We start from the raw sequence: 13,939 nt of genomic DNA, 5'->3' as shown, positions 1-13,939 counted from the left end.
AGATATATAACACTATCATTTAAACTATATGTAGTAAATTTAGATTAGTTAATTACTATCAATTTACCAACCTAAATAAAATTATGAGTGAGCCTCAATTAAAAAAAGTCCTTGGTCCTGTTATGTTATGGGGATTAGGTGTAGGCTATGTTATCTCGGGAATGTATTTTGGATGGAATCTCGGTTTGGCGGAAGGCGGCACATTGGGATTGGCCATTGCTACAGTATTCGTTATTATCATGTATCTTACATTTACCTTCAGCTATACAGAGCTGGCTTGTGCGATCCCTCGGGCTGGCGGAGCCTTTGAATATGCCAATCGAGGACTGGGCAAGCATTTGGGATTTGTCGCCGGTATTGCACAAAATATCGAGTTTGTTTTTGCACCGCCTGCCATTGCCGCTGCTATAGGTGCTTATCTACATTTACTACATCCTTCGGTTGACTATCTTATTTTTGCGATTGGGGCCTATGTGATTTTCACTTCAATGAATATATTGGGGGTTAAGCTCGCTGCATCATTTGAATTGGTTGTAACTGTTCTTGCGGTTATTGAATTACTGATATTTGCAGGCGTTACATTTCCAGCTTTCGAATTTTCCAACCTTGAGCACAACGCATTGCCCAATGGGTTCTCGGGTATTTTTGCTGCTATTCCGTTTGCTATCTGGTTTTTTCTCGCTATTGAAGGTGTGGCCAATGTCGCTGAGGAAACTATCAATCCACAGAAAAATGTATTAATCGGTTTTGGATCGGCCATAGTGACTTTAGTTGTGCTTTGTATCATTACATTTTTATCGGCGGTGGGTGTCGGGGGTTGGGAGGCTGTTGTGTATCCTGTCGGAAGCACTGAACCGTCAGATTCGCCGTTGCCACTTGCTATTGCACATGTCATTGATAATCGCCATATTCTTTATAAATTACTTATAGGTGTTGGTCTATTGGGTCTTATAGCCTCATTTCATGGTATCATTCTCGCTGGTGGCAGAGCTACCTTCGAGTTTGGGAGAGTGGGTTATGCACCGTCGATTCTTGGGAAAGTGCATCAACGATTTAAGACTCCGGCCAACGCACTCTTAATCAATATGGCTATTGGCATCATAGCATTACTGACCGGGAAGACCGCAGGCATTATTACCATCGCATGTTTTGGGGCAATCTGTCTTTACATTATATCCATGTGGTCATTTTTTGCCTTGCGAAAAAAGGAACCTGATCTGGAACGCCCATTCAAAGTTCCATTGTATCCGCTGTTTCCGGCGATTGCGTTGATTATTGCTATCGTGTGTCTCATTGCAATGATATATTATAACCCATTGACAGCTCTATTATTCTTTGGGCTTGTCATCTTATCATACCTCTATTTCCTAATCTTCCTTGACAAGGACAAAACCATCAAATTATGATAACTAAAAATGAAATAATTTCCAAACTAAAAGCTTGCACAAGTACTCACGTTAAAGTTGCCGTTGCAGATATAGACGGGGTCTTACGTGGAAAATTTATGCATCGCGATAAGTTTATCTCTGCACTGGACAATGAATTTGGATTTTGTTCGGTGGTGTTTGGATGGGATGTTAATGATCAGGTTTATGACAATGTGGAAATTACAGGCTGGCATACGGGATACGGCGATTTCCCGGCACGTATTGATGGAAATACATTTCGACAGATTCCCTGGCAGGAGGATATTCCCTTTTTTCTAGCTGATTTTGAATCTCCACTTTCTCAGGACCAAAATGTGTGTCCAAGAGCTCTCCTTAAAAACATAATTTCACAGTCGGAGACTGCTGGATTTAAACCAATTTTGTCACAGGAATTTGAATGGTTTAATTTCGTGAAAGCCAATGATGCCTCTTCCCAAACTAGTTTTAGAGATATGACACCAATCACATCAGGTATGTTTGGCTATTCTATCTTACGGATGTCCGACAATTATGGTTTTTTTCAGGATCTTTTAGCTATGCTCGAAAGATTCGGCGTACCTCTTGAGGGGCTGCATACGGAGACTGGGCCGGGTGTACTGGAAGCTGCTATCCAATGTAGTGATGCTCTTGAAGCTGCAGATAGGGCTACTCTCTTTAAATCTGCCGTCAAAGAAATTGGGAAAAAACATAATATTACCGCGAGTTTTATGGCGAAACAAACAAAGGACTTACCAGGCTGCAGCGGCCATGTGCATCAAAGTCTTTGGGATCTCAACAAACAGAGCAACCTCTTTTATGATAAAGAAGATGAACTCGGAATGAGCCAGTTGATGAAGCATTTTCTTGCTGGGCAATTGTATTGTTTACCTGATATTCTACCGTTATTGGCACCTACTGTTAATAGTTATAAAAGGCTGACTGAAGGAGCATGGGCACCTACAACCCTGACCTGGGGCATAGATAATCGTACCACAGCACTCCGGGTCATTGAAGGTGGCCCTAAAGCCACGCGCATTGAACACCGTGTTGTCGGTTCAGATGTGAACCCTTACTTGGCCATAGCAGCATGTTTGGCTAGCGGGTTGTATGGCATCAAACATAAATTGCCATTGGACAATCGTCATACTATTGGTAATGGTTATGAAGATCTGCAACACGGCGTATTACCAAGAAATCTCTACGATGCGACCACTCGAATGGCGCAATCACAAATAGCATCCGAGTTGTTTGGCCAAAAGTTTGTCGATCATTTTTGTAAATCAAGGTTATGGGAATGGCGACAATTTTCAGAGCAAGTAACAGATTGGGAAACAAAAAGATATTTTGAAATTATATAACTGAACGATGGATACAGCAAAAATTTATGGTTTTAATTTTCCTACACCGATCCGTTTTGGTGCTGGAGTGATCGACGAGCTCCCAGGCTATTTATTGGCCAATGGACTTAGTCGCCCTTTATTGGTAACGGATCCGACTATTGCCGAACTGCCATTTTTTAAGGAAGTTCAACAAAAGCTGACGAACAAAGGGATTGACGTTATTGTCTTTCATGAGTTGCACAAAAATCCTGTAAAATCTGATGTTCTCTTTGGAGGAGATGTCTTTAGAGGGCAAAATAGAGATTCAATTATTGGCGTTGGCGGTGGAGCAGCACTCGACGTAGCTCGGGCGATTGCCTTGCGCGCAAATCACCATCGTGATTTATTTGATTACGACGATCTGATCGGCGGCGATATCTATGTGACCAACGAGATACCACCATTGATTACTGTACCTACGACCGCCGGCACCGGGAGTGAGGTAGGCCGTAGTGCTATTATTTCAGAAGATGAAACCAAGAAAAAACGAATTCTGTTTAGTCCGAGATTGATGGCAAAAATTGTATTTGCCGATCCTTTACTTACAATGGACCTGCCACCGTTTATTACGGCGGCAACGGGAATGGACGCACTTACCCACAATATGGAAGCCTATCTGGCCAAAGGGTACCATCCGATGTGTGATGGTATTGCGCTTGAAGGAATGGCCATGGTGGCTACTTCGATTGAGTGCGCTACAAAAGAATCTGACTTGCCATCGCGCTCTAAAATGCTTTTGGCATCATTGATGGGAGCTGTTGCATTTCAGAAGGGATTAGGAGTCGTTCATAGTTTAGCGCATCCGCTTTCTTCGCTCCTCGATACTCATCATGGACTGGCCAACGCGGTGAATCTTCCTTATGGCATGCAGTTTAATTATGTCGGTTTTGAAGATCGTTTCGATAAGATGGCCATGACTTTGGGGCTTGGCAACAATGCTGGAGACAAGGTTGTTGACTATCTGTTTGACCTCAATGTACGTTTGGGACTACCTACACAGTTATCCGCAATTGGCGTACAAAAGGAACATTTGCAACCTTTATCAGAACTTGCGCTTGCAGATTTCTGTCACCCATCGAACCCCAAGCCCGTTAGTAAAGCCGATTTTCTTGCAATTTATGAAACCGCATACGAAGGAAAATGATATGTTAAAAATCGGTATTAGTGCCTGTTTTTTTTATCCTGACCCCGACAGGACGGTCTTTGGTCACAAATCACTGAGTTATATGGAAAATGATATGGCTCGATGGATTAGTAAAAAAGGTGTGCTTCCTATATTATTGCCGGATCTTGAAGAATCATTATTAGCGGACATCTTACAACAGATGGATGGCATAGTTCTTCAAGGTGGAAGCGATATAGCTCCTCAACACTATGGAGAAGAACCTATCGGCCCCTGGAAAGGGGACCCTTATCGGGATCAATATGAGCTAAAGATATTGGATTATGCCATCAGAAATCATAAGCCTGTCTTAGGCATCTGTCGGGGATTTCAGTTGATGAACGTGTATTTTGGAGGTACAATGTATCAGGATATCGTTAGTCAGCTTCCTCATTCGGCTGTACATCGTTCAGCAAGTTTATATGATACAATCAATCATCCGGTGCATATAGAACCAGGAACACTTTTCGACAGACTATATGGCCATGTTGCCAATCCTTTGGTCAACACGGTACATCATCAGGCTGTTAAAGATCTTGGCCGTGATCTTGAAGTATATGCGCGTTCGGAAGATGGATTTATCGAGGCATTTGGCTATACCAAAGAAGCGGCGGGGAAAGTTATGGGCGTACAATGGCATCCCGAATTTTCCCAAACACAGAAGGGAATACTTTTAGATGAAAATTTGATTTTTAATGTTTTTATCGAACATGCAAGACAACATAGAAATTAGAAATCCTGCAACTGGCGCTGTAGCGGCAACGTTGCCTTCCACCACAATAGTTGAGTTGGAAAATACACTATCCTTACTAAAGCAAGGACAGCATAAATGGGCAAAAGTTCCTTTAAAGGATCGTTTGGAGTGCATCATACAATTTGGGCAACTGATCTTGGCAAATAAACAGGAGCTTGCGGAGATCCTTACCAAAGAAACGGGCAAACCCATAACACAATCGCTTAATGAAATTAACGGAGCACAGAACCGTGTTGAGCATCTCCGAAAACACGCTGAAAGATGGCTTTCAGAAGAAGTTATTGTGAATGATGGAGCTACGCTAGAACATATTCGATATGAACCACTTGGCGTAATTGCCAATATTTCTGCATGGAATTTTCCTTATAATGTCGGCTTCAATGTTTTTCTCTATGCCTTGGTTGCGGGTAATGCTGTTCTCTATAAACCTTCTGAATTTGCGACGTTGACAGGCTTGCAGTTTGCAAAATATCTTTATCAGGCAGGCGTACCTGATAATGCATTTCATTGTGTTGTAGGAGATGGGCGGATTGGCGAGCATATCTTATCATTGCCATTGGACGGCTATTTCTTTACTGGATCCTATAAGACTGGAGTACATATTGCTACGACCGTAGCACATAAATTAGTTCCAGTCCAGCTTGAGTTAGGCGGGAAGGATCCGCTATATGTCACTGAAGATGTCAAAGATATAAAACAGGCGGCAGTGTCGGCAGCTGAGGGTGCTTTCTACAACAATGGGCAGAGCTGTTGTGCTGTTGAACGCATCTACGTTTCAGAACAGATATACGATCAGTTTGTCGAGGCATTTATTGAGGAGGTAGCGTCCTATCAGGTCGGCGATCCATGCGCTGAAGATACATTTATTGGCCCTTTAACCAGAGCTGCTCAACTGGACATTCTTGAAGATCAGGTGAAAGATGCCCTTGAAAAGGGAGCAATTCTACGATTGGGTGGATATGTATTGGAAGGTAAGGGATACTATTATGCCCCAACTGTATTCGAACATTGTAATCACAATATGGTACTTATGCGTGAAGAAACTTTTGGTCCGTTGATAGGTATACAAAAGGTATTTTCAGACGAGGAGGCAATAACGTTGATGCAAGATACAACGTATGGCCTTACTGCAGCAGTGTTTTCTTCCGATCAGGACAGAGCAATGAATATCCTTGGTAAAATGGATACAGGAACAGTATATTGGAACTGCTGCGATAGAGTAAGCCCTAATGTACCTTGGTCCGGACGGAGAAATTCTGGTTTAGGTTCAACCTTGTCGGCTCAAGGTATTCGGGCATTTGTTCAGCCTAAAGCCTATCATTTAAGGCCCGTATAATTCATATCTATTTTACGGATATAGCCCATTATGCCGATAGTTCATCGGATAATGGGCTTTCCATTTATACGATGTTATAAGCCTAGATCCATGAAAATATTGAAACCATATTATCCTCTTAAAGAGCTATTCAAAATGAAAGATGAGTGCGTAGAGATTATTAGCTCGCCTCGTGGTAAAGCTGTCACCAACGCGATTTATGCCGATGAGATAGATACGCAAGTCGTCACTTAGGAGATATAAACTGAATGAATTCGCTAAAAATGCTTGAAGACTCTCACAACATTTTCTATTTTTGTTACAAACAGAAAAGAGATGAGCAATGAAGTGACAGGTTTGAAGCGCGTAGCCACACTATGTATATTAAGAAATAAAGATAAGTTTCTATTGCTAAAACGCCTTAAAGAACCCAATAAAGATATGTATGTTCCCGTTGGTGGAAAATTAGACCCATTTGAAAACCCGGATGATGCAGTGGTTCGTGAGGTAATGGAAGAAACAGGAATCCATATCACTTCAAAACAATTTTGTGGCATGTTAACCGAAACATCACCGGTCAATTACAATTGGATCAGCTATGTATATGTATCCGATATCGAATATGTAGAGGCCCCCTATTGTAATGAGGGTGACCTCGAATGGATCTCTGCAGACGAACTGGAATCTATTCCGACCCCTTTAACTGATCTTTATATCTATGATTATGTGGCTAAGGGAAAGCTGTTTGCTTTTAATGCCATATATGATTCAGCCCTAAACTTGACGGGGCTATGGGAACAATATGATGGTACCAAGATCAAGTAAACTTCGTAAATTGAATAAAAACTATAATGATTATCAATAAAAATGCCATTAAAGTCATTGCATTCGATGCAGATGATACATTATGGATAAACGAGCCATATTTTCAAAAAGCAGAACATGATTTTTGCGCAGTATTGGAAAATTATCTTCCGCAGCATGCAGTATCAAAAGAGTTATTTGAAACAGAAATGAATAACCTGTCCCTCTATGGGTATGGTGTGAAAGGCTTTATTCTTTGTATGATAGAGACAGCCAGCCGTATTTCTGCTGGACAGCTATCGCTGAAGACAATAAACAAAATCATAGCGATTGGACAGGATTTACTAAGGATGCCGATTGAATTATTGGAAGGTGTCGAAGATACGCTGGTAAGGCTTAGTGCACATTACAAATTAATTGTAGCCACAAAAGGGGATCTTTTGGATCAAGAAAGAAAGCTAAAAAATTCGGGGCTCCAAAAGTATTTTCATCATGTGGAGATTATGAGCAACAAGAAAAATGAGGATTACATAAAATTATTGAACAAAATTGAATGCCCCGCCGAAAATTTTATCATGATCGGAAATTCAATCAACTCCGATGTTCTGCCAGTATTGGAATTGGGAGGGCAGGCAATACATGTCCCTTACCATGTGACGTGGACACATGAGCAAGCTAGCGATGAGGTTAAACCAAGCAATTTTCTTCAGGTAGAAAGTCTGAATCAACTGCTACCGATTCTGCTTTAATCGAAAATGCGCATCTAGATGCGCATTTTTAGTAACATTTTAATGCCACTATTTTTAATCTTTATCCTCCATACCGATCTGCAGTCGGTTCAGTGCATTCATCAAAATGATCATCGCGGTTGGTCGACGATCTGTTTATCACCGAACACAAAGCATTAACTGACTATTCCCCTGCAAAGAGCCGCGAAACAATTAACTGATTTCTTTTGTTATTCATTAGTACAGTTAACCTTTCACATGGCAATAATTACGAAATATCTATTTTTCTTTTTACCTCTTTTTATTTTAAGCTGTAAGAGCAATCAGCAAAAAGGGGATACCTTCTATTTTGGTGGAAATATTGTAACGATGGAAGATGATTTACCTCAAGTAGATGCTTTAGTATTAAAAGACGGGAAGATTCTTTTCGTTGGTAACCGGAAAGAAGCAGATCCCTATATAGGAGAAAATACTAAACAGATCGATTTAAAAGGAAAAACTTTATTGCCTGGCTTTATTGACGCCCATGGCCATATCACTTCAAGAGCAGGAATGGAACAGGCAATAGATTTATCTCCAAGTCCATACGGTACCGTTAATTCAATACCCGATCTTCAAAAGGCTCTATTAACAGTAATTAAGCAAACAAAACTGGGGGCGGCTGTTCCTGTATTAGGAAATGGCTATGATGACGCCATCATGCGTGAGCATCGTCATCCGACTCGTCAGGAATTGGATGCAGTCAGCACGACAAATCCCATTATTGTCATTCATGCTTCTGGTCATGCAAGCGTTGTCAATAGTGCGATGCTGAAGTTATTAGGTATTGCCGAAAATGTGAAAGACCCCGAGGGAGGGCATTATGGCCGAAGCCCTGATAATCGACTAAACGGTAAGCTTGAAGAAAATGCCTCTTTCGCCGCGTTGGTGAAGTTAACGGATATGATTCCCAAGCCCAAACAGGCAAAAGATGAACTATCCCAATCCCTAAAAGATTTTGTCAAAGCGCAGGACGAATGGCTTAGTTATGGTCAGACAACAATCTGTGATGGACGTTCGATGGGAGTGAGTGTTGGCCTGTTAAAGGAAGCCGCTTCGAAAAATCTTTTAAAGGCTGACGTGGTTTATTTCCCGGATTTTGAAGCAAACAAAGCCGAATGGAAGTCCTTTAAACCGAATTACATGAAATACGAAAAGCACTTGAAATTTGGTGGATTTAAATTCTCGGACGATGGCTCACCTCAAGGGAAGACAGCCTGGTTGACAGAACCATACCTCGTTCCCCCAGAGGGCCAATCGGCCGACTACAAAGGCTTTCCAATTTTTTCAGACGAGACCCTCTACAATGATTTAAAAACAGTGTTTTCAAATGATATTACAGCGCAATTACATGTTAACGGCGATGCGGCTATTGATCAAGCGCTTCGTGTGATCGGCAAATTGAAAACCGAAGGAATTTATAAGCCTGAGCTTAGGGCAACCTTGATACATGTGCAGAACAGCCGACCTGATCACATCGCCAAGATAAAAGAGATCGGTGTTATTCCTTCATATTTTTCGTCCCATGTTTATTTATGGGGGGATTGGCACTATCAAAGTGTTTTTGGCCCCAAACGTGCGGCGTTTATTAGTCCAGCTCAATCAGCAAAAAAAGCAGGAATATTGTTTACCATTCATCATGATAGTCCTGTAACACCTCCCGATCTAATGACTGGGGTGTATGCTGCGGTCAACCGGACGACACGTTCGGGAATGTTATTGGGTCCAGATGAACGAATTGATGTAAGGGACGCACTCAAAGCAATTACGATCAATGCTGCCTATCAGTATCAGGAAGAAAAAGATAAAGGCTCTCTTAAAAAAGGAAAACTAGCTGATTTGGTTATTTTGGATCAGAATCCGTTAACAATTGACCCCAAAAAATTACGGGATATCAAAGTCGTTGAAACCATCAAAGAAGGGAAGACAGTCTTTAAGCGAAATTGATCAATCTGCAAATCCAATAAATAAAGACATCATTGTAAACCACATTTTAATTCGCAATTGTTTGGGAAAAACCCGCTATTATTGTATGTTTTTGCCATTCTATTGGGAGGATAACGCTAAATAGAAGTCCTCGTTTTCAAGCGAATCAAATGTTGAAATAAAACAGGAGAGTTGCATAACGATACAGCAGCATCAAATCTTCTTCTTTTAAAAAAATATAGCGAATAATAAATCGCCGCATGCAAATATAAAATGGTCTTTAACTCTTGTGGCTTGTGGCCTATCTTTATAAGATAATCAGTTCAAAATTTCATTTTTAAATGAATTGATCTATTTTATCATGCGATGCAAGGAAGTTCATCTCAGATAGGATCCTTCTCTTACTAAAATCAAGAAATAAATATGAAATTGATGTTGATATTTCTTTTTTCGATAAGCCTTGTTTACGGTCAATCTATACCAAATTTAACAGTAGGTTATGGAGACAGGTATGATAGCTTACCTAAATTAGTATTCAATACGGCTACATTAGAAGACTATCGTAAAGCATTTAGCTCCAATCACATTGTCAATAAAACTCCTGCTGTTGAAAGGAAAAATCTTGTGATCCCAACAGGCAAAGGCAAGCTAGAGTTCAAGAAATATAGTTTTTCAGCAGATCAGGGCGATGGATTTAGGGGCTGGGAGTATAAAGGCTATCTTCCCCAACTGAAAATGCATATTCTCGTAAGCAATCATGTTTCCGAATCATTAGGTTTTAGCGATCTGGTTTTAATCGATAGCACCAATGGTAGTCAACATACAATTGCTTCAATTGGCGATGGTGCAGTTGAAATACCAATTCCTTCTCCAAACGGATATTTTCTTGCTTACTATTACAATCAGGTATATACTTCGAATAGTTGCTTTATTGGGGTCCTTGCTGTCCGCAAAGGAAAAGCTCCTTTCCGGATCAAACTTTCCGAATACAACAGTTTTGAAACGGATAATTGGGCAGTGGAAGATATCAGATGGGTCAATAATACGACAATTATCATAAAAGCTTATACGCTTAAGAAAATTGACAATGAAAACAGCAAGCAGTTTGCCTACTACATTGCCCGATTAAGCCAAGAAAACACCAAGTAAGGTATAGTGACTTGCTGATCACTTGAGTAATAACGGATCAATTTATTTAATAAGGTAAAGCAGTATCTACTTTACCTCTTAAAAACTTTATGAAAATACGACATAATATCATCATTTTAACTGCTGCAATTTGCTCTTGTAACAACGCTAGCATCCCCCAACAAAAACGGGATGTGAAGCAATCAGAACATCCTATTGACGGAGAAGTAGCAATCTCCCAGCAGCAGATAGATACTGCACCTACCTCACATACTGCGAATAACGTGAAGGCTACAACAGCAATAAGGTTCAATGAATTTGTCGTTTCGATTCAAGGCATGGCCATTTTTGATCCAGAAAAGATGGATCAGCAACAAAGGGACACTATAGAAATCTATGCAGAAGTCGGAGAAAGTATCGAGGGAAGTTATATTTCTATTTTAAATGATCAGATTAGTGATTTGAAGGTGGAACAACGCTATGAAACCAGCGTAACTATTATGAACGAAGGGCCTCATTGTGATCTTACTGATTGGAAACATTTTAACTCAGACTGGAAGTCTTTAAAACAAAATAGGAGTGGACTATTTTTTAGTGAAGAATATACCGATCAGGACTATCGATCCTTTCCCAGCGTGTCTATGGACGAGTTGAGACAAAAAGTAAAAGAGCACTGTGGTGAAGAATGGTTTAAACTTTTGGCTAAAGTAAAATCGCCAACTGAATACCCATCATCAGTCAGTATAAGCCGCTATTTCTTACGGATCACATGTCGTCGTAAAGACAACGGTAAAGAAGTTACCAAATTTATCATTATCAAAACTCCTATGGGATGTTAGTAGTTTAGTTGCTGAATCACAAAACTAGTGTTTTCCAAGTTATAAATCTATTCGAAGGAATTATGAGAAAGTAATGTACCTTCAAAAGAGTCCATATTATTTTAACGATGGTTTTATTATTTTTGTTACGGACTGAACCAATAAAATACCAATTCAAGAACACAACGATGAAATTAAGCCTACTGACTAAAGCTATTTTTACTATAGTACTCTTATTTTTGACAGAGAATAACATTTTCGCTCAAACCAAATACCAAAAGGATTTTCACGAGTTTTGGTCTGATATCAATAAACATTATGCCTATTTAGAAAGGCAAAATATCGACTGGAATAAAGTCAAAGAGATTTATTCAGCACAAGCAGAAAAAGTTACAAACGACAACGAGTTTATTCAGTTACTTGAAAACACGTTGAATGAGCTGTACAATGGACATTCGTCACTAAGCATAAATCTTAATACATCAAACAGGTTAATTCCATCGTGGTCCGACATACGTATCGAAAAAGATCAGAACAAATATTTAATAAAAGACCTAAGAAAAGGTTTTGGTGCAGAATTAGCTGGGTTAAAAATTGGTATGCAAGTAACTCTTTTCAACGGAGTATCAATAGATGAACAGTTAAAAAGTTTCTTACCTCGATTTACAGATTATCACAGTCCAAAGATGTATCAGTATGCTTTAGATATGCTTTTTGCAGGAACTCACGATAAAAAGCGGGCGATTACCGTAGTTGAAAACGGAGAACGCAAAACATTTGAACCAGTGAGCTATGGCAATAGGAATGAATTGTTATATTATAAAGTTATAAATGAAAACACGGGGTATGTCAAAATCAATAATTCATTGGGAAATAACAACTTGATTGGTGAATTTGATAAAGCGCTTGACAGTTTGATTTTCCATAAAAACCTTATTCTGGATTTGACTGAAACCCCTAGCGGCGGAAATTCAACGGTTGCGAGAGCTATTATGGGGCGGTTTATCAATAAACTTCTACCTTATCAGATTCACGAATTTGATGAGAAGGATTATGACACAAAACGACATTGGGTAGAGTATGTAAGTCCACGTAAGGAAACCTTCAAGGGTAATGTGTATATCCTCGTGGGACACTGGACAGGAAGTATGGGAGAAGGGATAGCTATAGGGTTTGATGCACTAAACAGAGCGACAGTTATTGGCACACCTATGGCGGGACTATTAGGCGCAATTTCAAATTTTCGTCTCACAGAAACAAAAATTGGATTCCAATTCCCGACTGAGAGATTGTATCATATCAACGGAATACCGAGAGAGGATTTTATTCCCAAGATTTTATGTGAAAATATCGAAGAAACATTAGAAAAAGCTAAGGAGGTAGCTTTGTAGATTAAGTAGGAGATTACGACTCAGTTTGCCTTAAAACTCGTAGAGTAATGTTATGATCAATGTGAACAAATAAAAAGTTTATGCTTAATAAAGTTAACGATACTTTTATCCTTCTTTTGTTTATGCTTCTTTCCAACTACTGCAAAGCACAAACGGAAAATAAGAGCTTAAATATACCTGTATCAGTTAAAGGGTCTACCTTTTTTAATACGGATAAAAAGAATTGTATAATGCTTCCATTTGGATATTCAAATATTTCAAAACAGCTAAATGTTGACTCCATAGTGTCTGCTATACAAGATCATCGTGGCTTAGGCAATCTCTATGCACTAAAATTTGAACAAATAATCAAAAATGATCTCGTGATGCTACCCGAAGCATATGACGTTTCTTTTCCATTTGAGCAAGGTATCGGCAAAGAATATAGTCATATTAAAATTGCCTCTAATTTTCTCAGTTATAGAGGTTATTCGCTGCATTTTCTGGCTGTATATAATGCCGCCCGCTATAGCGAGCCATTCGTAGAAAAAATGTATCTAATTTCAGTAAAGAATGGGAAGCCAGTTGATATAAAAAGAATATATCTTCATCATGAGGGAGAAATGGGATTCGCGGACTATACATTATTTTATATAGATAAAAACTTTATAATCTCATTGCGGGATTATGAATTTAATGAAAATCCCTTTAGACAGAAACCTGTTTATCAATTTCAGCTTTTACGCAACGGAACATTTGTCAGATACTATGATCAGAATGGTTTATATAAAACTGATGAAGAACAGGGCTCAATAAAAAATCACCATAAAGAAGGAAAATGGATAGAATTTAAAGCAAATCGGTATGTAGATTTACAAGAATATCCATCATTTACAGATTCATATACGTACTTGGAAGCGAGGTATAAGGGAGGTATTCCTGATGGCAAATGGAACTGTTATAAATTATTGCAAGAATATAATGAAGAAACAGGTGAACCAATAATCAGCACAAGAAAAATGGGACCATTGATTTATACTGAACTATACAAAAATGGATTATTGGAAAAACGAGAGTTTCATGTTCTTGATAAGTAGGTAGTCTGTTATA

The 13,939-nt window shown here is 39.4% G+C and carries 12 protein-coding genes; all 12 read left to right on the top strand.

The window, feature by feature from the left end; all coding sequences use genetic code 11:
- Positions 1 to 83 precede the first annotated feature (83 nt).
- The 12 genes from eat to A9970_RS05510 all read left to right on the top strand — a co-directional run bounded on the left by eat (position 84) and on the right by A9970_RS05510 (position 13,926).
- Positions 84 to 1,406, top strand: coding sequence for an ethanolamine permease (gene eat / locus A9970_RS05565; RefSeq protein ID WP_182981607.1), 1,323 nt, complete (start codon positions 84 to 86; stop codon positions 1,404 to 1,406).
- Positions 1,403 to 2,764, top strand: coding sequence for a glutamine synthetase family protein (locus tag A9970_RS05560; RefSeq protein ID WP_182981606.1), 1,362 nt, complete (start codon positions 1,403 to 1,405; stop codon positions 2,762 to 2,764). Before eat ends, A9970_RS05560 begins: the two co-directional genes overlap by 4 nt.
- Positions 2,765 to 2,771: 7 nt before the next feature.
- Positions 2,772 to 3,929 carry an iron-containing alcohol dehydrogenase gene (locus tag A9970_RS05555; protein ID WP_182981605.1) on the top strand — a complete coding sequence of 386 codons (1,158 nt, stop codon included), beginning with the start codon at positions 2,772 to 2,774 and terminating at the stop codon, positions 3,927 to 3,929.
- Complete coding sequence (locus A9970_RS05550) at positions 3,904 to 4,680, top strand: gamma-glutamyl-gamma-aminobutyrate hydrolase family protein (RefSeq protein WP_220801521.1); 777 nt, start codon at positions 3,904 to 3,906, stop codon at positions 4,678 to 4,680. The genes A9970_RS05555 and A9970_RS05550 overlap by 26 nt, the downstream gene beginning before the upstream one ends.
- Positions 4,658 to 6,037, top strand: a complete 1,380-nt coding sequence (locus tag A9970_RS05545) for an aldehyde dehydrogenase family protein (RefSeq protein ID WP_182981604.1) — start codon at positions 4,658 to 4,660, stop codon at positions 6,035 to 6,037. Before A9970_RS05550 ends, A9970_RS05545 begins: the two co-directional genes overlap by 23 nt.
- 315 nt (positions 6,038 to 6,352) lie before the next feature.
- Positions 6,353 to 6,841, top strand: a complete 489-nt coding sequence (locus tag A9970_RS05540) for an NUDIX domain-containing protein (protein ID WP_182981603.1) — start codon at positions 6,353 to 6,355, stop codon at positions 6,839 to 6,841.
- 26 nt (positions 6,842 to 6,867) lie between these two features.
- On the top strand, positions 6,868 to 7,569 hold the full coding sequence (locus tag A9970_RS05535) for an HAD family hydrolase (RefSeq protein WP_182981602.1): 702 nt from the start codon (positions 6,868 to 6,870) through the stop codon (positions 7,567 to 7,569).
- 237 nt (positions 7,570 to 7,806) lie between these two features.
- Entirely contained in the window at positions 7,807 to 9,534 is a 1,728-nt protein-coding gene (locus tag A9970_RS05530) for an amidohydrolase (RefSeq protein ID WP_182981601.1), read from the top strand.
- A 411-nt stretch (positions 9,535 to 9,945) separates the two neighbouring features.
- Positions 9,946 to 10,662, top strand: coding sequence for a hypothetical protein (locus tag A9970_RS05525; RefSeq protein WP_153847303.1), 717 nt, complete (start codon positions 9,946 to 9,948; stop codon positions 10,660 to 10,662).
- Positions 10,663 to 10,751: 89 nt separating this feature from the next.
- A complete protein-coding gene (locus A9970_RS05520; protein WP_220801520.1) occupies positions 10,752 to 11,480 on the top strand; it encodes a hypothetical protein in 729 nt (242 codons plus the stop codon).
- Positions 11,481 to 11,647: 167 nt separating this feature from the next.
- Complete coding sequence (locus A9970_RS05515) at positions 11,648 to 12,850, top strand: S41 family peptidase (RefSeq protein ID WP_182981600.1); 1,203 nt, start codon at positions 11,648 to 11,650, stop codon at positions 12,848 to 12,850.
- Between the two features lie 80 nt (positions 12,851 to 12,930).
- A complete protein-coding gene (locus A9970_RS05510) occupies positions 12,931 to 13,926 on the top strand; it encodes a hypothetical protein (protein WP_182981599.1) in 996 nt (331 codons plus the stop codon).
- Positions 13,927 to 13,939 lie beyond the last annotated feature (13 nt).

This window comes from Sphingobacterium sp. UME9 (assembly GCF_014170215.1).
GTDB classification, from domain to species: Bacteria; Bacteroidota; Bacteroidia; order Sphingobacteriales; family Sphingobacteriaceae; genus Sphingobacterium; species Sphingobacterium paramultivorum.
This window is presented reverse-complemented; position numbering and strand designations above follow the sequence as displayed.

Coding starts and splice junctions, on each gene's coding strand:
- A9970_RS05550 (WP_220801521.1), top strand. CDS start 3,904: ATGAAACCGCATACGAAGGAAAATGATATGTTAAAAATCGGTATTAGT.
- A9970_RS05530 (WP_182981601.1), top strand. CDS start 7,807: ATGGCAATAATTACGAAATATCTATTTTTCTTTTTACCTCTTTTTATT.
- A9970_RS05525 (WP_153847303.1), top strand. CDS start 9,946: ATGTTGATATTTCTTTTTTCGATAAGCCTTGTTTACGGTCAATCTATA.
- A9970_RS05515 (WP_182981600.1), top strand. CDS start 11,648: ATGAAATTAAGCCTACTGACTAAAGCTATTTTTACTATAGTACTCTTA.
- eat (WP_182981607.1), top strand. CDS start 84: ATGAGTGAGCCTCAATTAAAAAAAGTCCTTGGTCCTGTTATGTTATGG.
- A9970_RS05535 (WP_182981602.1), top strand. CDS start 6,868: ATGATTATCAATAAAAATGCCATTAAAGTCATTGCATTCGATGCAGAT.
- A9970_RS05520 (WP_220801520.1), top strand. CDS start 10,752: ATGAAAATACGACATAATATCATCATTTTAACTGCTGCAATTTGCTCT.
- A9970_RS05555 (WP_182981605.1), top strand. CDS start 2,772: ATGGATACAGCAAAAATTTATGGTTTTAATTTTCCTACACCGATCCGT.
- A9970_RS05510 (WP_182981599.1), top strand. CDS start 12,931: ATGCTTAATAAAGTTAACGATACTTTTATCCTTCTTTTGTTTATGCTT.
- A9970_RS05545 (WP_182981604.1), top strand. CDS start 4,658: ATGCAAGACAACATAGAAATTAGAAATCCTGCAACTGGCGCTGTAGCG.
- A9970_RS05560 (WP_182981606.1), top strand. CDS start 1,403: ATGATAACTAAAAATGAAATAATTTCCAAACTAAAAGCTTGCACAAGT.
- A9970_RS05540 (WP_182981603.1), top strand. CDS start 6,353: ATGAGCAATGAAGTGACAGGTTTGAAGCGCGTAGCCACACTATGTATA.